General features: G+C 63.8%; 17 protein-coding genes and 1 pseudogene. 13 read left to right on the top strand and 5 right to left on the bottom strand.

Features of this window, described 5'->3' with window-relative positions; translation table 11 throughout:
• Positions 1-226: 226 nt before the first annotated feature.
• The 4 genes from AB7535_RS06540 (at position 227) to AB7535_RS06555 (ending at position 3,406) form a co-directional block, all read left to right on the top strand.
• Positions 227-439, top strand: a complete 213-nt coding sequence (locus tag AB7535_RS06540; protein ID WP_071915580.1) for a hypothetical protein — start codon at positions 227-229, stop codon at positions 437-439.
• Between the two features lie 334 nt (positions 440-773).
• Positions 774-1,973, top strand: a complete 1,200-nt coding sequence (locus tag AB7535_RS06545; protein ID WP_223153637.1) for a polysaccharide biosynthesis/export family protein — start codon at positions 774-776, stop codon at positions 1,971-1,973.
• A 42-nt stretch (positions 1,974-2,015) separates the two neighbouring features.
• On the top strand, positions 2,016-2,552 hold the full coding sequence (locus AB7535_RS06550) for a hypothetical protein (protein ID WP_245344177.1): 537 nt from the start codon (positions 2,016-2,018) through the stop codon (positions 2,550-2,552).
• Positions 2,552-3,406, top strand: coding sequence for a lytic transglycosylase domain-containing protein (locus tag AB7535_RS06555; protein ID WP_085402774.1), 855 nt, complete (start codon positions 2,552-2,554; stop codon positions 3,404-3,406). Before AB7535_RS06550 ends, AB7535_RS06555 begins: the two co-directional genes overlap by 1 nt.
• Before the next feature lie 48 nt (positions 3,407-3,454).
• Here AB7535_RS06555 and AB7535_RS06560 read toward each other — a convergent pair whose 3' ends face one another.
• Positions 3,455-3,688 (bottom strand): FecR/PupR family sigma factor regulator, encoded by a 234-nt coding sequence (locus AB7535_RS06560; protein ID WP_354114731.1) that lies wholly within the window; start codon positions 3,686-3,688, stop codon positions 3,455-3,457.
• Positions 3,669-4,457, bottom strand: coding sequence for an RNA polymerase sigma factor (locus AB7535_RS06565; RefSeq protein WP_354112450.1), 789 nt, complete (start codon positions 4,455-4,457; stop codon positions 3,669-3,671). Before AB7535_RS06565 ends, AB7535_RS06560 begins: the two co-directional genes overlap by 20 nt.
• Positions 4,458-4,635: 178 nt before the next feature.
• Here AB7535_RS06565 and AB7535_RS06570 point away from each other — a divergent pair, with 178 nt between their 5' ends.
• From AB7535_RS06570 to AB7535_RS06610, 9 genes and pseudogenes are all read left to right on the top strand, one after another.
• Positions 4,636-6,429, top strand: a complete 1,794-nt coding sequence (locus AB7535_RS06570; protein WP_245344179.1) for a ShlB/FhaC/HecB family hemolysin secretion/activation protein — start codon at positions 4,636-4,638, stop codon at positions 6,427-6,429.
• Positions 6,430-8,370, top strand: a complete 1,941-nt coding sequence (locus tag AB7535_RS06575; RefSeq protein ID WP_085402777.1) for a DUF2341 domain-containing protein — start codon at positions 6,430-6,432, stop codon at positions 8,368-8,370. It begins immediately after the preceding gene.
• A gap of 4 nt (positions 8,371-8,374) precedes the next feature.
• A pseudogene (locus AB7535_RS06580) lies at positions 8,375-8,775 on the top strand (ExbD/TolR family protein).
• Positions 8,776-8,784: 9 nt separating this feature from the next.
• Positions 8,785-9,504 carry a TonB C-terminal domain-containing protein gene (locus tag AB7535_RS06585; protein WP_247308523.1) on the top strand — a complete coding sequence of 240 codons (720 nt, stop codon included), beginning with the start codon at positions 8,785-8,787 and terminating at the stop codon, positions 9,502-9,504.
• A gap of 52 nt (positions 9,505-9,556) precedes the next feature.
• A complete protein-coding gene (locus tag AB7535_RS06590; RefSeq protein WP_439037247.1) occupies positions 9,557-11,374 on the top strand; it encodes a putative porin in 1,818 nt (605 codons plus the stop codon).
• 2 nt (positions 11,375-11,376) lie between these two features.
• The gene (locus AB7535_RS06595; protein WP_085402780.1) at positions 11,377-11,970 is read left to right on the top strand and encodes a hypothetical protein; all 594 of its coding nucleotides are present in this window, start codon (positions 11,377-11,379) and stop codon (positions 11,968-11,970) included.
• The gene (locus AB7535_RS06600) at positions 11,967-13,007 is read left to right on the top strand and encodes a peptidylprolyl isomerase (protein ID WP_085402781.1); all 1,041 of its coding nucleotides are present in this window, start codon (positions 11,967-11,969) and stop codon (positions 13,005-13,007) included. The genes AB7535_RS06595 and AB7535_RS06600 overlap by 4 nt, the downstream gene beginning before the upstream one ends.
• A 224-nt stretch (positions 13,008-13,231) precedes the next feature.
• Entirely contained in the window at positions 13,232-14,770 is a 1,539-nt protein-coding gene (locus AB7535_RS06605; protein WP_439037248.1) for an undecaprenyl-phosphate glucose phosphotransferase, read from the top strand.
• Between the two features lie 144 nt (positions 14,771-14,914).
• Complete coding sequence (locus AB7535_RS06610; RefSeq protein WP_085402783.1) at positions 14,915-15,277, top strand: helix-turn-helix domain-containing protein; 363 nt, start codon at positions 14,915-14,917, stop codon at positions 15,275-15,277.
• 30 nt (positions 15,278-15,307) lie between these two features.
• Here the strand turns inward: AB7535_RS06610 and fcl are convergent, their stop codons facing one another.
• The 3 genes from fcl to AB7535_RS06625 form a co-directional block, all read right to left on the bottom strand.
• On the bottom strand, positions 15,308-16,285 hold the full coding sequence (gene fcl, locus AB7535_RS06615; RefSeq protein ID WP_439037249.1) for a GDP-L-fucose synthase: 978 nt from the start codon (positions 16,283-16,285) through the stop codon (positions 15,308-15,310).
• On the bottom strand, positions 16,266-17,336 hold the full coding sequence (gene gmd, locus AB7535_RS06620) for a GDP-mannose 4,6-dehydratase (RefSeq protein WP_085400598.1): 1,071 nt from the start codon (positions 17,334-17,336) through the stop codon (positions 16,266-16,268). Before gmd ends, fcl begins: the two co-directional genes overlap by 20 nt.
• A gap of 68 nt (positions 17,337-17,404) precedes the next feature.
• Positions 17,405-19,714 carry a polysaccharide biosynthesis tyrosine autokinase gene (locus tag AB7535_RS06625; RefSeq protein ID WP_201266163.1) on the bottom strand — a complete coding sequence of 770 codons (2,310 nt, stop codon included), beginning with the start codon at positions 19,712-19,714 and terminating at the stop codon, positions 17,405-17,407.
• Positions 19,715-20,475: the final 761 nt, after the last annotated feature.

The raw sequence follows: 20,475 nt of genomic DNA on the forward strand, positions 1-20,475 counted from the left end.
GCCGTCATCCATCACGATTGAGCGAGACGCCGGACAAGCTGAGCACACCCGCCACCGAATGAACGCTTTTCGTTCAGAAATCTGACTTCTTGTTTAGGATTGGTCACAGCAACGATAAGAAACAGACCTACAAGGTCGGCAACAGGCTTCTGGGAGACGGGCAGTGGGCTGCTGTCCGTCCCATTTTGGAGACGGCCTGTCTGTAATTTTGTTTTTGGGGGTTGAAATGCGCGCGACGAATCCGACCGAACCGGTCTGCTCCGAGTCCGCGCTGCCTAGATTGAAGGCCAACGTCTACGATCTTGGTCTGAAACAGGACGAGGACGGCCGGCTTCGCCGCATCAGAGATCTCGAGCACGAGAATGCATTGTTGATGCGTATGGTCTCCGAAACCCAGATCGAGCTCGCGCGCCTGCGCGAGCTGTTGTCCTCGAACTGATGTGATCCGGGGCTTTTCGGCCGCCGGGCGCCGCGTCTTCGCCGATTTGAGCAATCGATGCACCCGAGCGACAGTTGCGGGGCGTTGAAACGTTCGGTTGACCGATTCCGTCGGGTTCATCGGCCGCGCGCGAAACGCGCGGCGGCGTCCGCGGGATTTGTGGCCCTGAAGTCTCGTCGGATGCCGTGCTCGTTTTCGCAGATGCGTTGCGCCGAGCGTCTACTCAGCAGGAACCGCACATCACCTGCGCCCGCGGCGCGGGAGGCATGCTCCGCCGCGAGGCGTCCCGCAAGCCGGTCCAGGTGTGCGTCAGCTTGGTGTGAAACGAACGGTCATGCGATTTTCGAAGTTCTTGTTGATCGCATGCTGCCTGATCTCGTCGGCCGTGCTCGGCGGCTGTGGGTTCATTCCGATGTCAGGACCGGCAAGCCTCGACATCAGGAACGAGAACACGACGGTGCTGCCCTTTGCCGTGGTCAAGCTCAATCCCGAGGTCCTGCAGGTGCTCGAGAAATACGAGCCAAACGGACTATCCGGAAATCTTGCGGACACGCGTCCGCCCTCGAGCATCAAGTTCGGCATAGGCGACGTCATCAGCGTCACGATCTTCGAGGCCGCGGCGGGCGGGCTCTATGTGCCGCTGGAAGCCGGCGTGCGCCCGGGTAATTTCGTGAATCTGCCCGATCAGGCCGTCGACAACGACGGGAACATCACGGTGCCCTATGCCGGCCGGATCCGCGCCGCGGGCCGCACCAATGTGCAGGTTCAGGAAGACATTCTTGCGCAGATCAAGAAACGCGCGATCGACCCGCAGGTCGTGGTGACATCCAGCCAGCAGCGCTCCTCGCTCGTCAGCGTGTTCGGCGAGGTCAGGACGCCGGTGCGTTTCCCCATGCCGTCGGCTGGCGCGCAGGACCGCATCACCGACGCGATCACGCGGGCGGGCGGCATCAGCGGCGCCGGCTGGGAGACGTGGGTCGTGCTGGAGCGCGGCGGAAAGCGCGCCACGGTGCCGTTCGGCAATCTGGTCTATTTCCCGGCTAGCAACGCCTTCGTGCAGCCTGGAGACCGCCTTTATCTCTACCGTGAGCCGATGAAATTCATCGCGTTCGGCGCCACCGGCCAGCAGGGCGAGTTCAATTTCGATGCCTGGCGGATCAACCTGACGCAAGCGGTCGCGAAGGCGCGCGGCCTGCTCGACCTCCAGGCCGATCCGGCATCGGTCTTCCTGTATCGCCGCGAGCCGCGCGAGGTGGCGCAGCGCCTCGGCGTCGACTGCTCCAGGTTCGACGGCGATTCCGTGCCGATCGTCTTCAACGTCAACTTCCAGGATCCGGCCGGATATTTCATCGCCACCAAGCTATCGATGCGTCCGTTCGACGTGCTCTACGCCGCCAACGCGGCGCAAGTGGATGTCACGAAGGTTCTGACCTTCATCAACACGGCGCTCGTGACCGCAGAGAGCGGAGTGAGCCTCGTCAACAACATCCGCTTCCCGGGGCCGACATCCTCGACGACCACCGTCCTGCAGTGAAGCCGGGCCGGGCATTCTGATGATGGAGGCGGAGGAGGCATCTTGACGGCGGGTCCGCAAATGTTATTCATCGTGCAGGATCCGATCCGACGATATCAAATTATGTTAATGCTCGCCCGCGGCCCGGCCAACGAACCTGCCGGCTGGTGGAGGAACAGGGCTATGAGCCGAGCTTTGCATTGGTCCGCGCGTACGGGGGGCCGCGCTCTCGCGGCCGGTCTCGTCGCGCTCGCGGCGGCGGGAGGTGCGGGGGCGCAATCCGCCAATCAGGGCAATCCACCGGTAGAGCGGCAGGGCACAATCATCGGCGGGCAGGGGACGAAGCCCACATACGAGCGCTGCGTCGATGTGCAGATCGGAAACGAGAGCGCGTTCGGTTGCATCAATCAGCAGCTCAAGCGCGAGGTCAACAAGGTCAATCCTTCGCTCAACCTGCCACCGGTCGACGCGCGCTCGTCCGATGTCCGTGTCGGCAACCCGAACGAGGCGGCCGTTCGCCAGCAATATGGCTCAAATTACGGTCGTTCGGCCGTTCCCTTTCGGCCATCCGCTCCCACCATCGTGCCGCCGCACCGCTGATGCCTAGATCCACTTCACACCTGCAAGCCAGTCGAAGCATACGCCGGTCGTGGCGGGTCGCGACGCTGTGCCTGCTGATCGTCGCGAGCGGCGAGGGGCGCGCCCAGGAGCACGACGAGCGCAGCAAGGCCGAAATCGGCCGCGTCGCGGCTTCCGTGGACGATGCGGATGATGGCGCAGTGGAGCCTTTGGCGCTCGAGCCGTTTGCGCCGCGCCCGCTTACCGCCGCCGATTTTCCTCCCGCAAATCCGCTGCTTGCCAATTTCACGTACCGCACGAGCGCCATGTTCGGCCGCGACTGGCGCGCCGGCCGTGCCGAGTACCGGCAACTGGTCGAGCGCGAAGCGCTGGCTTTCGGCCTGCCGCCCGCGCTGGTCGATGCGGTGATGGCGGTCGAGAGCCGATACAATCCCGCCGTGGTCGGCATGGACGGCGAAGTCGGGTTGATGCAGGTGATGCTGCCGACTGCACGGATGATGGGTTTTACCGGGACGCCGGCTGAGCTGGCTTCGCCCGAGGTCAACGTGCATTACGGCGTCCGCTATCTCGCCGGTGCCTGGCGCCGGGCCAACGGCGATCTCTGCACCGCTACGATGAAATATCGCGCTGGCCATGGCGAGACGCGATTCTCGTATCTGTCGGTCGAGTATTGCACACGCGTCCGCGCGCATCTGGCCGCCAACGGCGTCGCCGTCACCGGCTCCGTTCCACCACCGACGTTCGGACGGACTTCGGCAAGCAGCGCGCCCGCACGTGGTCGCGTCCTGACGGGCGGGAGCACGATCAATTTCGCTGCTCTGAACACGCGCCTGCGCAGCGTAGCCGACCGCAAGACGCCGTCTGATTTGCATTGACAGGCTGCAGGAGCAGGAACCTGCGGCTCGCAGGTCAGGCCTGAGGCATTAGGTGCGCGCTTTGCCCTTCGATGCGCGCCGCCGCCGGCTTGCCGGCGCGGGACGGCCGGTTGCAAGCGCCTGGCCGATGGCGCGCCAGCACTTTACCGCATCGCGGAAAGCATTTTCATGGGCGGAACTTCGCCCGCGCCAGTCCATAAGCTGTTCGGCATCTGCAAGCGTCGCCTCGCCCGACTTGAGGCGCATGATCCATGAAAGGGCTTCACGGATTAAGGGATCCAAGTGATCGACCTGATGGCTTCGCTTCGTCACGATCCAGCGCTTTCCCGCACACGCCGGGCGTGAGCGGATGCTCGCGATCGGCATATCTATGTACGTAAGACGAAGCTGGACGCTGAAAACCGAATTTGGTCCGCACGGGACGTTTGAGACGATCAGCGCAATGCTCGACTGCCTGCTTGAGGTCGGTCTCGACAGTGCGGACGGTGACGCCGAGAAGGGCCGCGATCTCTCGGTTCGGCATGCCGTCGATGCGCGAGAGCATCAGCACGCGTCGGCGGCGCTCGGGAAGCTCGGCGATTGCGTGCCTGAGCAGATTGACCTCGGAGCGATCCTCGATCACGCGCGCGGCGTCGGGCCGGTCGTCGGGAATTTCGAGCAGGGCATCGACCTCGTCGACGGTGAGGCGGCGCTTCTCGGCGCGGCGGCGGTCCGCAGCGATATTGAGCGCGATGCGGAATAAATAAGCCTTCGGGCTGCGCACCGGCCCAAGCTCGCGCATGCCTTCGAGACGAAGGTAGGTTTCGTTGAGCGCTTCCGAAGCAAGGTCCGAGGAGCCCAGTCGGCGCGTCAACCTGCGATCGAAGTCGACATACTCTGCGAGCAGAAGCGTCCGCAAGCTGCTGATGCTGTCGATGGTCATGCTACGCCCCACTTCACTCAGTCCCCAATTTGTGGCCGGACGGTAGTAAGGCCGCACAACGGTAATGTGACGAACTGTTATCGAGTAACAGGCATCGAGTGATAGTGGCGTTATGTTGCGTGAAATCATCACACGAACGATCGAGCGGGGTCGCGAGCATCGTAAAAAAGTTTTCGCTGCGCCTGCGCGCGCAACGTCTATCGGATAAGGCCCTCGCAGACCGGCGTCTCGGTCGGTTTCGGGCTGTCCGAAGGACGCTGCGGTCGCCGAAGGGCGTCTGCAATGCGAGCATGATATCGAGGCTGAGGTGAATTCGCGTCGTCTGTATCATAATGGCGCGCGCCGTCATGCGCCGCCGCCGCTGCGCGCTGTGCGGAGTGGTCGGTCTGATGCGGCATGTGCCTCGCGTCTCGCCATCTGCGGCCTGATCATCTGCGCGATCTGCACGAAGCCGGCCGCGGCGAAATCCGAGGCCGACGCGAGCAAGCCGGCTGCGGCGAAGCCTGCTGCTGCTGCGCCCGCAAACGCCAAGCCGGCCAAGAGTGAGGCGGAGGCGGCCAAGCCGGCAGCACCGGAAACCCGTTTCGATATCGACGAGTATCGTGTCGAGGGCGCGGACAATCTGCCGCAGATCGAGATCGAGGCTGCGGTCTATCCCTTCCTCGGTCCGGACAAGAGCTCGCAGGATGTCGAGAAGGCCCGCGCCGCGGTGGAGAAGGCCTATCACGACAAGGGCCTTCAGACCGTCAGCGTGGCCGTGCCGCAGCAGGATGCGCAGCGCGGCTTCGTCGTGCTCAAGGTTACCGAGAACCGGGTCGGACGCCTCCGCGTCAAGGGCTCGCGTTATTTCGACCTCGACAACGTCAAGAGCAGCGCGCCATCACTGAAGGAAGGAACGCTGCCGAATTTTCAGGACGTCACGAAGGACATCGTCGCGCTGAACCGCTGGCCGGACCGGCGCGTCACGCCGGCGCTGCGAGCTGGCGTCGCGCCCGGCACCGTCGACGTCGATCTCAACATCGAGGACACGCTTCCGCTCCACGGCAGCATCGAGCTGAACAACAAGCAGAGCCCGAGCACCACACCGCTGCGCACCAGCATCTCGATGCGCTACGACAATCTCTGGCAGCTGGGTCACTCCATGACCTGGACATACCAGGTCTCGCCGATGAACCCGAAGGACGCCATGGTCGTGTCGGGGTCGTACCTGGCGCGAACCGAAATCGACTGGCTCAGCGTCCTGGTCTACGGCCTGACCTCGGACAGCTCGGTCGCGACCGTCGGCGGCTCGAACGTTGTCGGCCCCGGTCAGGTGGTCGGTGGACGTGCGGTGCTGACGCTGCCGTCCAGGGGCGAACTGTTCCACACGCTGTCCCTCGGGGTCGACTACAAGGATTTCAAGCAGTCGCTCAAGCTCGGCTCCGATGCCTTCGACTCGCCCGTGACCTATGTGCCGCTCGTCGGCACCTATGGTGCAACCTGGCAGGGCGAGGGGCGGCTCACGCAGCTCAACGCAACGATCACGGCAGGCTTGCGCGGCATCGGCTCCAGCCGCGACGAGTTCGACGCCAAGCGTTTCGACGCGACCGCGAGCTTTATCACGCTGCATGCCGACATCTCGCACACTCAGGATTTCGCCGGCGGGTTCCAGCTCTACGCAAAACTGCAGGGACAGGCGGCGGATCAGCCGCTCGTGTCCAGCGAGCAATTCAGCCTCGGCGGACAGGACACGGTGCGCGGTTATCTCGAATCCGAGGTGATCGGCGATTACGGCGTCGCCGGGACGCTGGAGCTGCGCACGCCCAATCTCGCACAATATCTCGAGCAGAAGCTGCCCAATCCGCTCGGCGAATCCATCAAGTACAACGCCTTCGACGATGTTCGTTTCTTCGCTTTCGCTGACGGCGGCAATACCAGAATCCACAAGCCGCTCATCGATCAGGAATCGCATTTCGACCTCGCAAGCTACGGAGTCGGCATGCGTATGAAAACCCTTCGCTACCTCAACAGCATTGTTTTCGTCGGTATGCCGCTGACCAGCCAGCAGGTCACCGTCGCCAATCATCCACGGTTCAGCTTTCGGGTCTGGGGAGAATTCTAGATGTCGCTCCTTCGCTTTGGATCACGCCCCGGACTTCGCCTGAGCGCGCCGGTGATGCTCGCCTTCGTCTTCCTCGCCGCGCTGTGGCCGTCGCCCGCGGCGGCGTGGTGGAACGATCAGTGGACGCTGCGCAAGAAGATCACGATCGACACCGGTCCGTCCGGCGCAGGGATCAGCGATGCCATCGGCACCACGCCGATTCTCGTGCGTCTGCATGTCGGCAATTTTCGCTTCGGTGGGGCGAAGGAGGACGGCGGCGACCTTCGCTTCGTTGCCGGCGACGACAAGACGCCGCTCAAGCACCATGTCGAGAAATACGACTCGCTGCTCGGCGAAGCGCTGGTCTGGGTCGGCGTTCCCGACCTGAAGCCGGGGACCAAGAACGACATCTGGCTCTACTACGGAAACCAGAAGGCGCCGACCGCGGTCGACGCGAAGGGCACCTACGATCCCGACACCCTGCTGGTCTATCATTTCAACGATCGCTCGACGCCGGCGCAGGACATCACCGCCTGGGCGAACACCGCCCAGAACGCGGTCCCGGCTGCTGACGGCGCCATCATCGGGCAGGGCGCGCGCCTCGACGGGCAGACTGCGCTTACGCTTCCCGGCTCGCCCTCGCTCGTGACCGCGGAAGGCGGCGAACTGAGCTGGTCGCTTTGGATCAAGATGACTGCGGTGCAGCCGGGCGCAGTGTTGTTCTCTCGTAGCGAGGGCGCGAACGGGCTGACGGTTGGGCTGGACAACGGTGTGGCGTTCGTGGAGGTCACGAGCGGCGGCAATACGCAGCGTGCCGCCGGCGGGGCGGCGATCGCGGCCGGGACCTGGCACCAGGTCGCATTCACGGCGAAGGGCGCCCAGATCATCCTTTACGTCGACGGCAGCCAGGTCGCGACGCTTGCTGCGGCCCTGCCCACCATGACCGGCGTGTCGCAACTCGGTCGCGCCGCTGCCGCGGCAGCTCCCGCCGCGGATGCAGCCGCGCCCGCGGCTGACGCGGCCCAGGCGACGGCGCCCGCGGCCGCGCCTTCTGGCTCTGCCGCCGGCTTTGCCGGTGACGTCGACGAGCTTGCGATCGCGAAGGTCGCGCGCTCGGCCGGTTTCATCAAGCTCTCGGCGGTCGGGCAGGGGCCCGACCAGGCCAAGCTGATCTCGTTCAGCGTCGACGAGGAGAATGCGGGCTGGTTCAGCGGCGGCTATTTCGGCGTGATCCTGCGCTCGGTGACGCTCGATGGCTGGGTCGTCATCGGCCTGCTCGGGATCATGGCGTTGATCAGCTGGTACGTCATGGTCGATCGCATCTCGTATCTGAACCGCGTCTCGGCCGGCAACACGATCTTCCTCAAGCATTTTCGCGAGACCTCGACCGACATCGGCGGGCTGCTCCAGCTCGACAGCCAGGAGAATGATCCCGGCTTCGGGGGCGAGCTCGGCAAGAAGCAGCGCAAGGTGGTCCATGCCGCGCCGCTCTACCGCCTGTTCGCGGCCGGTGCGCAGGAGATCCGGCGCCGCTTTGCGGGCGGCGGTTACCGCCGGCTGTCGCCGCAGGCAATCCAGTCGATCCGCGCCGTGCTCGACAGCGGCTTCGTGCGGGAGAGCCAGCGCCTCAATCGCCTGATGGTGATGTTGACGATCGCGATCTCGGGCGGCCCGTTCCTCGGCCTGCTCGGCACAGTGGTCGGCGTCATGATCACTTTCGCGGCGATCGCAGCCAGCGGCGACGTCAACGTCAATGCGATTGCACCGGGTATCGCGGCCGCGCTGGTCGCCACCGTCGCAGGCCTCGGCGTCGCGATCCCCTCGCTGTTTGCCTACAACTACCTGACCATCCGCATCAAGGATGTCAGCAGCGAGATGCAGGTCTTCGTCGATGAGTTCATCACGCGGATCGCTGAGTCCTACGAATTGCCGGAAGAGCCGGTGAAGCAGGCGGCGGAGTGAACCCATGCAAGTCCAGTCCGAAAGCAAACCGTACGACGACATCAACATCACGCCGATGCTCGATCTCGCCTACGTGCTTCTGGTGATCTTCATCATCATGACCACGGCGACCGTGCAGGGCATGAAGGTGAACCTGCCGAAGGCGAGCGCGGCGCCGAGCCTCGCACAGCAGACCACCAAGGCGATCACGGTCGCCAACGACGGCAAGCTGTTCCTCGACACCATTCCCGTGACGCTGCCCGAGCTCGAAGACTGGTGCAGCAGCGTGCGCTGACGCCCGAATTCCCGATCGTCGTGCGCGGCGACAGCCAGACCCAGTACCAGAACGTCGTCGACGTGCTCGATCTGCTCGGCCGCCTCAACTTCACCCAGGTCGGCATGGCGACCAAGCCGTCGGCGCGATGAGACTGGACGATGGCGTGGGACGACGACAGCAACGACGACGACGGCCCGCCGGCATGGCGGCGCTATCTGCTGCTCGGCGGTTCGGCGCTGGTCGTGATCGCGTTGGTGGCCGGCGTCGTCATCATGGTCATGAGTGGCGACAAGGATCCGCCGCGCAAGGTGAACGAGCTTCAGGTGACGATGGTGCTTCCGCCGCCGCCGCCTCCGCCACCACCGCCGCCCCCGCCCGAGCAGCAGCCGGAACAGCAGCCCGAGCAAAAGGTGATGGAGCAGACGCCGGTCAAGGATGTCGCCGAGGAGAAGCCGGTCGACATTCCAAAGGACGCGCCGCCCGATGCCGGACCGGATCCGACGCCGGGCCCGCCGGATCTCGGTCTCGGCACCGGGCCGGGCAGCGGCGGCTTTGCACAGGGCAAGGGACGCGGGGGCGGCGGAGGCGGCGGCAACAGCCGCTTCGGCTGGTACGCGAGCATGCTGCAATCGCAGATCGACGCGGGACTCCAGGCGAATGAAAAATCTCGCGACGCCGCGTTCCGCACCGTCGCCAGGGTGTGGCTCGACAATTCCGGCCGGGTCAGTCGCGTGCAGTTGTCGCCTTCGACGGGCGACAATGCGCTCGACGTGGCCATCCGGGACCAGGTGGTCGGCGGCCTGCGCGCACGCGAGCCGCCGCCGAAGGACATGCCGATGCCGATGATCATCCGCCTCACGGGCCAGAACCGGGGGTGAGTGCGGTGAGACGAGTGACTGTGAGTGAGTTGAGAGCAGAAGAGGTGATGTCATGCGGCGTGAAATGAAGACGCGAGAACTGGCAGCAACGGCAGCGGTGCTGCTTGCGTTCGCAGTCCCCGCCGCGGCGCAGGACGACGGGATGCCGCAGGGCAAGCGTCCGACCGTCTCGCGCGACGCGCCGCCTTCATCGAACGCGACGGTCAACCTGATCAATCTGCTCGTGAAGCAGGGAACGCTGAGCGAGGAACAGGCCGCAGTCCTGGTCAAGCAGGCCGACGACGAAGCCTATGTCGCCCGCCAGGCGACGCGCGATGCCGCGGCCAAGGCGGAAGGCGCGGAGAAGAAGGCGACCAGCGCCGCCGATGCGACGTCGCCGCCCGGCACCAAGCGCGTCACCTACGTGCCCGAGATCGTCAAGAAGCAGCTGCGCGAGGAGATCAGGGCCGAGGTGATGGACCGCGCTCACAAGGAGAACTGGGCGTCGCCCGCGAAATACCCCGAATGGGCGCAGCGGATCCGGTTCTACGGCGACATCCGCGCGCGGTACGAGGGAGATTATTTCCCGGCCGGGAGCGGTCCGCTTCAGAACTACAACGCCATCAATACCGGCAACCCGTTCCTCGAGGAGAACACCAACGCGCCGCTCAATCCCTACTTTCCACCGAGCTATAACACCACCCAGGACCGCAACCGCTTCCGCTTCCGCGCTCGATTGGGAGCCGACGTCGACTTGTTCGACGGGTTCAGCGCAGGCTTGAGGATCGCGACCGGCGAGAGCAGTTCACCTGTTTCGACAAATCAAACGTTCGGTGGAAACGGCGGTAACTTCTCGAAGTACGCAGTCTGGCTCGATCGCGCCTTCATCAAGTATCAGCCGATGCAAGACTTCGTCGCTTCCGTCGGCCGCTTCGACAACCCATTCTGGTCGCCAACCGATCTCGTCTGGTACAAGGATATCGGCTTCGACGGCTTTGCAATTCAGGCCAAACAGGAGGTGGCGGAGGGCTTCACGCCGTTCTTCGTTGGTGGCGCGTTTCCGGTGTTCAACACCGATCTGAACGCGGGACTTAATACGATAGACCTTTCCGGTCCTATCAAGTCGGCCAGCCGTGACAAATGGCTGTTCGGTGCCCAGGGCGGGCTCGGTGCGACATTCGATCCCGAAACCAACCTGACGCTGGCGGTCGCCTATTATGATTTCACCAACGTTCGCGGACGCCTGTCGAGCCCGTGCATCGTTTATGCCGCGAGCGATGCGTGCGATACCGACTTGCTTCGGCCGCCCTTCGCGCAGAAGGGCAATACCTATATGCAGTTGCGCAATATCCCCGTCATCCTGCCGCTTAACGCCAAGGACACGGGGACGCTGAACTATCAGTATTATGGCCTTGCGAGCGACTTCCGGCCGATCGTTGCGAGCGCTCAGCTCGATTTCGCTCAGTTCAATCCGATCCACGTCATCCTCGATGCGGAATACATCTGGAACACCGCCTTCGATCGCGCAGCAGTCGCCTCCGTCGCCGTGAACAATAAGGGCTCAACGACAGACGGCAGCGCGAGCGTGTACAACGGCGGCAATCAGGGTTGGCTCGCGCGCATGACCGTCGGCAACAAGGAGATCAAGCATCTCTGGGACTGGAACGCGCATGTCGGCTACAAGTACCTCGAGTCCGACGCGATGGTTGACGCGTTCGTCGATTCCGACTTCGGCCTCGGTGGCACCAATCTCAAGGGCTATTTCATCGGCGGTAATGTCGGCCTCGGCGAGAACATCTGGGGCTCGGTGCGCTGGATGAGCGCGAACAACATCGCCGGCCTGCCGTACAAAGTCGACATCGTCCAGCTCGATCTCAACGCGAGGTTCTGATCATGCGGCTGTTGCGTCTGTCGTCAATTGCTGCACTGGCGCTCGTCGTCGCCTCGGCCGCCCATGCCGACCAGGAAAGCGATCGCTTGCGCGAGGCGCTGCGCAGCGCCACCGCGCAGGCGCGTGCCGCCGAGGATCAACGGGCCGCGGTCCAGGCCAAGCTGACCGCGGCCGAGCAGGAGCGCGACCGTCTGCGTAAGCAGATCGAGGGCTATCGCGCCCAGGTCAAGGAGGCCGAGCAGGCCTATCGCCAGGCGGTGAAGGACTTCAACGAGCGGATCGCCGAGCGCGACGATTCCCTGGAGAAATGGAAGGCCGCCTATGGTGAGGCGGCGAGCGTTGCGCGGACCAAGGACGCGGAGCGCTCCAAGTTCGAGGGCGAGGCGACGACGTGGAAGGCGAGCGCCAAGGCCTGCGAGGCCAGGAATGTCCGTCTCGTCAGGATCGCTGACGATACCGTCAAGCAATATGAGAAGATGGATCCGCTGGAGAAGGTGATCCACCACGATCCCGTGATCGGGTTCAAGCGGGTCGAGCATCAGAACGCCGCCCAGGATCTTCGCGACCAGATCATCGAACAGAAGGCCAAGCCATGACCCGGAACGTTTTCAAGCTCCTGCTGCTAGCCGGTACGCTCCACGCTGCGGCGTCATCGTCGGCACTCGCGCAGACGCGCAATCCGCCCCAGCCCGCTGTCCCGCGCGCGACACCTGCTCCGGCAGCTCCCGCGGCGGTCCAGCCGGGCCCCTCGACGCAGGACACGACAGCCGTGAAGGGCGGCGAGATCATCGCTCGGGTTGGGGACAGCGATGTCACGGCGGAAGAAGTGCGCGCGACGATCCAGCTTCTCGATGCGCGCCAGCAGGCCGCGATGGCGCGTGATCCGGCGCTGCTGAGCCAGACCGTGCGCGCGATCCTCGCCAACCGCCTGGTGCTCAAGGAGGCCGCGGCCAAGAAGTGGGACCAGCAGCCGGCCGTCGTGACGCAGCTTGCGCGCGCACGCGACACCTTGATCGTCGAGAGCTACCTGCAATCGGTCACGGCGCTCGGCGACAGCTATCCGAGCGAGGCCGACATCAAGAGCGTCTACGAGGCGAACGCCAGCGCGTTCCTTGTTCCCCGCCGCTTCCGTCTGGCCCAGATCGTGGTCAACCTCGCCAAGGACGCCGACAAGGCGGCTGAGGACACCGCGCGCAAAAAGCTCGATGACATCGTGCGGAAGATCAAGCAGCCCGGCGCGGAGTTCGGTCCGATCGCGAAGGCATCGTCCGACGATGCGGCAACCGCGGGGCGGGAAGGGGAGATCGGCTGGGTCGCCGAGCCCGACATGCGCAGCGAAATCCGTGGGCAGGTCACCGGCCTGCCGAAGTCGGGCATCGCCGATCCGATCCGGCTCGAGGACGGCTGGCACGTCCTGAAGCTGCTCGACACCGAGGCGTCGCATACGCGGCCGCTGGCGGACGTGCGAGACGCTCTCGTGCAGCGGATGAGGGCCGAGCGCATCGAGGCCAACCGCCGCGCCTATGTGGCGGAGCTCTTGAAGCAGACCCCGCCCGTGGTCAACGAGATCGCGCTGTCCAGGCTGATCGAGCCTAAACCCGACGCCAAGCCGGACGCTGCGCCGTCGCGCTAGTCGAGCAATCACCTGAAGCGCGATGACGATTCAGCCTGATCTCATCGCGCTTGAGCACACGGCGGATTGCAAATTCATGTCAGTCGGATGACGAGGCGAATGCACCGTCATCCACGGATGATGCATTGGTTAATCGACAGTAAAAGTATCATAATTATGGTACAATGCCCGTGGTATCCGGATCGCGAACCGACCCCGGGGGCGAATTGTGACCGATCTGACCAATGCGGGTGGGCCGATATCGGCGTTCGAGGGCCGATCGCGGGTCCGTCTGGCGATCCCGTTCAGCTTCATCGAGCCCTTTCGCGGCCGTCGACGGCTCGATCATCGTCGCAGCGGGCGCCATCGGCGGCATCGCCTATCAGCGCGCGCTTGGTGGCACCGCCGACGGTTCCTTCTATGCCGGGCTCGGTTTGGTGGCGAGTTTCGCCTATGTCCTGGTCGCGCATTTCCTCGGTCTCTACCGGTTGAACCAGCTGCTGGACGACGAGCTCGACGGCGGACGGGTCCTGGCCGGCTGGTGTCTTGCTGCTCTCGTCCTCGCGGTCGTGCTGTTTCTGTTCAAATCCGGCGGCGACGCATCGCGTGGCTCGGTCGTCTGCCTCTTCGCGATCGGCGGCGCCGGCCTTCTCGTCGCGCGCTGGCTGGGCAAACGACGCCTTCGTTCGGCGCTTGTCGCCGGCACGATCCGCGGGCGGCGTGTGGTGGTGATCGGAACCCAAGGCGAGCTGGCCCAGTTCGGAAGGAGCGACCTGCTCGCCAGATTTGGCCTGCACGAGGTCGAGCGCATCGTTTTGCCGAGGGACGAAGCGCCAAAACTCTCTGCTCCGGGGAGGCACGAAGACGAGCTGATGAAGCGCATACGGGAGGCCGCTGCCGAGGAGATCGTGCTCTCGTTGTCCTGGTCCGGTCCCCGCGACATCGAGGCCTTGCTGGACCGGTTGCGCGTCATTCCGCTTCCGGTGCGCCTGTTACCCGATCGTGCGGTGTCGACCGTGCTGCGCCACCAGACCTCGATGCCTCAACGGCTCTACATGGTGGAGGTGCAGCCGGCGCCGCTGTCGGTTCTCGATCGCCTGACCAAGCGGCTGCTCGACATCATCGTGGCGGCAACGTCCCTGGTCGTGCTGTCTCCTGCACTGATCCTGGTCGCAGTCGCGATCAAGCTGGAGTCGAAGGGGCCGGTGATCTTCCGGCAGCGCCGCCATGGCTTCAACGGCAAGCCGTTCGTGATCTACAAGCTGCGCAGCATGAGTGTCCAGGAGGACGGCGGCACGGTTGTACAGGCGACGAAGCAGGATCCGCGCGTGACCCGGGTCGGACGCCTGATCCGCCAGACCAGCATCGACGAACTGCCGCAACTGCTCAACGTGATCCAGGGCCATATGTCGATCGTCGGGCCGCGCCCGCACGCGCTGGTGCACGACTACGAATACGGCAGCATGATCGCGAACTACGCGTTCCGCCATCACGTCAAGCCGGGAATTACCGGCTGGGCGCAGGTTCAAGGCTATCGCGGGGGCACGCCGCGGCTCGAGCTCATGGAACGGAGAGTTGCACTCGACTTATGGTATATTGATAATTGGAGCCTGATATTGGATATTCATATCATGCTGAAGACGGCGTTCGAATTGATTATTGACCAGAGCTTCCCGGCCGCAATCGGCCTCGAAGCGGTGTCGTCGCAAAAGTTAACATTGGTACATTTGGGAATGATCTGTTCGGTGGCGCGACCGGTTGGAGCATGGGACCGCACTTTATGATGTCTTGTCGCATCGGCGGGCGCATGCGCTGACGGGTCTGCCGGCCGATAGCCGGTCTAGGATTTCTCGCCGGCCTATTGAAAACGTTCACGATTCGCGCTTACTAAGTCCGGACTGGCAAGATTCTGGCCGGAGAGGACCACGATGGTTGGCAAGAGGCATGCCTCGGAGGAGATTTCGGCCAAGCTGGCGCAAGCCAACGAACTTGCGGCCAAGGGGAAGACCCAGCGGGAAATATCGAAGGCGCTTGGCGTCAGCATCATGACCTACCACCGCTGGAAGAAGATGCCCGACTCGTCCGAGCCGGTCGGTGGTCGGCGCGGCGAGGCCGATGGCCGGCCGCTCGGTTCGTCGGACGCCAGCAGTGTGGACACAATCAAGCGGTTAGAGCTCGAAAACGCGCAATTGCGACGTCTTGTGACCGACATGCTGCTGGAAAAGCTGAAATACGAAGAGGAACTTCGGGCGCGCCAAGGCACGCGCTTGCGGCGCCCCGACAGCGGCTAGTGCCAGAACCGCCCTACGATCCCCACTCGTCTAGCGCAAGATCTCAGACAGCTGGCGTACCGCGGCTGGATGGCTCGACAGGTACGCCTCGTATGCGCGCCTCACGCCGTCCTCGAGCGAGGTCGTCGCGCGCCAGCCGAGCTTGGCGAGCCGGCTGACGTCGAGCAGCTTGCGCGGCGTTCCGTCGGGACGCGAGGTGTCGAAGCTGATCTCGCCGCCGTAACCGACGATGTCGGCTACGACCCGCGCGAACTCGGCGATGGTGATGTCCTCGCCGGTGCCGATGTTGACCAGCTCCGCGCTCGAATAGGTCTTCATCAGGTGCACGCAGGCATCCGCCATGTCGTCGACATAGAGGAACTCGCGCCGCGGCGTGCCGGTGCCCCACACGATGACGCTCTTTGCGCCTCCGACTTTTGCCTCATGGAAGCGGCGGATCAGGGCGGCGACGACGTGGCTCAATTCGGGGTGATAATTGTCGCCGGGGCCGTACAGATTGGTCGGCATCACGCTGATGAAGTCGCTGCCATACTGGCTGCGATAGGCCTCCGCCATCTTGATGCCGGCGATCTTGGCAATCGCATAGGGCTCGTTGGTCGGCTCAAGCGGGCCTGACAGCACCGAGTCCTCGCGCAGCGGCTGCGGCGCCAGCTTCGGATAGATGCAGGACGAGCCCAGGAACATCAGCTTCTCGGCGCCGTTTTGATGCGCGGCCTGGATCACGTTCGCGGCAATCGCGATGTTGTCGTAGATGAACTCGGCGCGCAGCGTGTCGTTGGCGACGATGCCGCCGACCTTGGCCGCGGCGAGGAAGATCACTTGCGGCCGCGTCCTGGCGAACCAGTCGAACACGGCGGCCTGGTTGCAGAGATCGACCTCGCGCCGGTCGACCGTGACGAGGTTGACGTCCTCCCGCGCGAGCCGGCGCACCAGTGCGGCTCCGACCATGCCGCGATGGCCGGCGACATAGACGCTCTTGCCCTTCAGCTCAAACGGTGCGTTTGCCACTGGCCGCATCCCGTTTTGCCTCCGCCAGGTCGCTCGTCATCATCTCCTCGACGAGCTGGGCAAAGCTCCGCTTCGGCGTCCAGCCGAGCACCTCGCGCGCCTTGCTGGCGTCGCCGACGAGGAGATCGACCTCGGTCGGACGGAAATAGGTCGGATCGATCTTTACCACGGTCTTGCCGCTCGCCTCATCGACGCCGGTCTCCTCGACGCCCTTGCCGCGCCATGCGATGCGGCGGCCGACATGCGCAAAGGACAGCTCGACCATCTCGCGCACCGAGCGCATCTCGCCGGTGGCGAGCACGAAGTCGTCGGGCTTGTCGGCCTGCAAGATCCTGTGCATGCCCTCGACATAGTCCCTGGCATGGCCCCAGTCGCGCTTGGCTTCGAGATTGCCGAGATAGAGCGTCTGTTCCAGCCCGACCTCGATACGCGCGACGCCACGGGTGATCTTGCGGGTCACGAAGGTCTCACCGCGGATCGGGCTCTCATGGTTGAACAGGATGCCGTTCGACGCGAACATGCCGTAGGCTTCGCGGTAGTTCACCGTGATCCAGTAGCCGTAGAGCTTGGCGACGCCGTAGGGCGAGCGCGGATAGAACGGCGTCGTCTCCTTCTGCGGGATCTCCTGCACCAGGCCGTAGAGCTCGGAGGTCGAGGCCTGGTAGAACCGCGTCTCCTTCTCCATGCCGAGGATGCGGATCGCTTCCAGGAGGCGCAGCACGCCGATGGCGTCGGCGTTGGCGGTGTATTCCGGGCTCTCGAAGCTGACGGCGACGTGGCTTTGAGCTGCGAGATTGTAGATTTCGGTCGGCCGGATCTGCTGCACCAGGCGGATCAGATTGGTCGAGTCCGTCATGTCGCCATAGTGCATCAGGAACGGCACGTTGCCGACATGCGGGTCCTGGTAGAGGTGATCGACGCGCGCGGTGTTGAACGAGGACGAGCGCCGCTTGATGCCGTGCACGACATAGCCGAGCGACAGCAAATATTCGGCGAGATAGGCGCCGTCCTGACCGGTCACGCCGGTGATGAGAGCGATCCGCTTGCTCATCCTAGGGCTCGTCCCGCCGCAGCGGGGATCCGGCGCGGCGCCCTCTCAGCATCAATTCAACGGCACCTCTAGCTGCCACTTCTGTAGTATCCATTCTGATAAACACCCGGCTGCTCAAATTTTTCGAGAACCCTCAGATCGGCCTTGTTCAGCACCACGCCAAGCAGGCGATCGTGAAGGTCCGGCTCGGCTAGCAGATGGCGCCGCACCGCCTTGATCCTGGTGCTTCCCCATTCTACCACGAACACGAAGGAGTCGATCACCGGGACGATCGCACGCACGTCGACGACGGGTGCGATCGGCGGAAGGTCGACGATAACATAATCATAGCTTTCGCGCAGTCGATCAAGCAGGGTTCGAAATCCCTGCGAGGCCAGCACTTCGTCGGAATGGACCGGAGCTTCGGTCAGCAGCAGAGGCAGCAGCGCCAGTCCCGTGGCGGCGTCTCGGCCCGTGGCCTGTGCGAGATCGATCTTGCCGCTCAGCACCTCTAGCCATCCGGCTGACGGCCGTGGCGTGAGCGAGCGGGCAAGCGTAGGATTGCGAAGGTCCGCGTCGATCAGGATCACGCGTCGACCGGCATCGGCCAACAGCGACGCAAGGTTCGAGGCAACAGTGGATTTGCCTTCGCCCGCGACGGTCGAGGTGATGCCGATCAGCCTGTTCTCGCGGATGGTGGATTCCAGCCACGCTCTCATCTTGATTGCGCGAAACGCTTCGGTGAAGACTGAGATCGGATCGTCGACTGCGCGTCGCTTCAACGGATCGATGAATGCGTAATGGGGTGTATCAGCCGCCACGTTCTCCACGGTTTGCGGCGGCGGACCCAGTCGACCGGCCTCTGCATCGAATCCGGTCGCGATCGATCGCGGAGGTGATGGTGCACGAGGTGCCTGTCCAGCCGCGAGCGGAATCACCGAAAGACAACGGACGCCCAATTCCTGTTCGGCCTGCGATCCCGTGCGGAAGACGCCGTCGACCGCCTCGCGCCAGGCTGCAATTCCAAAGCTCGCCATCAGCCCCATTGTGAGCGCGATGGCAAGGACGAATGATGCCACCGGCTTGCTCTTCTTCTTCGGCGCGACGGCTGGACTGATCACGCGTGCATCGGTGATCGGAAACGACTGCTGCTGTATCGCCTCCATATAACGCTGCAGGAAAGTGTCGTAGAGCGTGTGATATACCTTGGCCGAGCTTTCGAGCTCGGCCAATCCAAGCCGATCGCGGTTGGTGAGCTGGCCCTCGGATACCAGGCTGGCCAGCGACCGCTCCAAACTTTCTTCGCGCGTCTTGGCGATCTCGTAATCGCTCTTGTAGCTGCCAGCGATCCGTCCGAGCTCCCCGCGGATGTTTCGGCGCGTTTCCTCCATCTGGTCGCGCAGGTTGATCGCGGCCGTATGGTCCGCACCATATCTCGTCGAGATGTTGGCCTCGCGCGCAGACAGGTCGACATACTGATTGCGGAGCCGCGTAATGACCTCGTTTTTCAGGATATCTGCGACGGCGCCTTCGCTGACGTCCATTTTCCGGACTTGCTCGATCCGGTCGAGCCGGGCCTTGGCCTCGCTGGTGGCGCCGCGCGCGGCGGCGAGCTGGCTGTTCAGTTCGAACAGCTGTTGTTCGCCGATGAGCCGGCTCGCGCTGCCGGCCGATACGTTCGGTCCGCCGAGGTCGACAATGTTGTTCTTTTCCTTGAACTCCAGGACCGCGCGATCGGCTGTCGCCGCCTTCGACTTCAGCTCGTTGATCCGGTCCTGCAGCCAGGCGCCCGCGCGGGTGACTGTCTGGTATTTTGCGCCGAGCTGGTCGTCGATATAGGCCTCCGCGATCGCGTTGGTGACCTTGGCCGCGGTCTCGGGGCTACGCGACGTGTATGAGATGTTCAGCGCATAAGTCTTGTCGCCGCGCGTGATGGAGCGGTGAGCCAGAAACTCATCGAGCGCCTTCTGCTCACGTTCTTCCACCGTGTTTGAGGTGACGTCCGGACGCGAGAACAGGCTCCAGCCACCGGCGAATTCCGGATCGTCGGCGAGCTTGAGGCTTCTTACAACGTCGAGTCCCAGCTTGCGCGAGGCGAGAATTTCGACCTGGGAGCCCACCTGAAGCGTGTCGAGCGGAATATCCCCCTGCGGCTGCAATTGGTTCTGCAGGACCCGCAGCGTGCTGCTGTCGATCAAAAGCGTAGCGGTCGCGGTGTATTGCGAGGGAGTGACCAGCAGATAGAGCAGGCCGATGGCTATGGCCACGGCGGGCACGATGAGAATGACCCGATACTGTCGCCGGGCCAGTCCGGACAGTTGGTCGATCAAGGCCGACATCGAGGACGAAGCTTCTTCCCGCCCACCGCTATAGTTGACGCGGGTTCTGTGCAACGGCATGTCCATCGTCGATCACATCCTCGGTGGGCGGGCGGTTGCTCGGAGCAAAAAGGCGCTACCACGACCGCAGCGAAATTCCACCTGACCGGGGCATCTCACCCTGTCTGGTCCCAAGGGCAGCGGGAGAGGCATTGATCGTCGCATAACTCTACCCAGCTAGGAGTATCTCGACTCATGGTCTTGCCATGACCGAGCCCGGCCCGCCGAGTTGTGACGCCAGCCCCCGTAACGTTGATGGCTTTCTCTAGCGAACAAATAATACACATTTGCAACAGTTTGATATGAACTGATGTAGGTGCGTCGTTCGATATGTTATGTGTTATCGCGGCGGGCGACGCCGGATGTCACGCGCCGTCGTTTCGCGTCGGCATGTCATGGAAATGGCGCATCGGCCGGGGCGGGTACCGTTCCGTGATCTCGCAAGGTTCAGTGGCTTGCGGTCCATGCCTCGCGTCTTGCCGGGCTGCGTCTCGACGCGCGGAACGACGCTATCGCACTTCAGGGTGACCTTGTATTCGCGGGCATGGTTGGACGCGCCGCTCAACGTCGGTACGTCCGCGGCGGTGCTATCGCGTTCACCGGTCCTGGCGAACGCCATTTGCGCGCCGTTTACCGTCAAGGTCAGTGAAGCGGAAGGCCACACCCGATCGCCGCTCCCGCCCATGACCAGATAGCCCGCCGTCCGCATGAACGCTAGCTTGCAGGGATTTAACTTGGTTCCAATTGAGTGCCACTTTAACGTTCCATTCTGCTGACCAGAT

The sequence above is a fragment of the Bradyrhizobium sp. 956_D2_N1_4 genome (assembly GCF_052076025.1).
Taxonomy (GTDB): Bacteria; Pseudomonadota; Alphaproteobacteria; order Rhizobiales; family Xanthobacteraceae; genus Bradyrhizobium; species Bradyrhizobium barranii.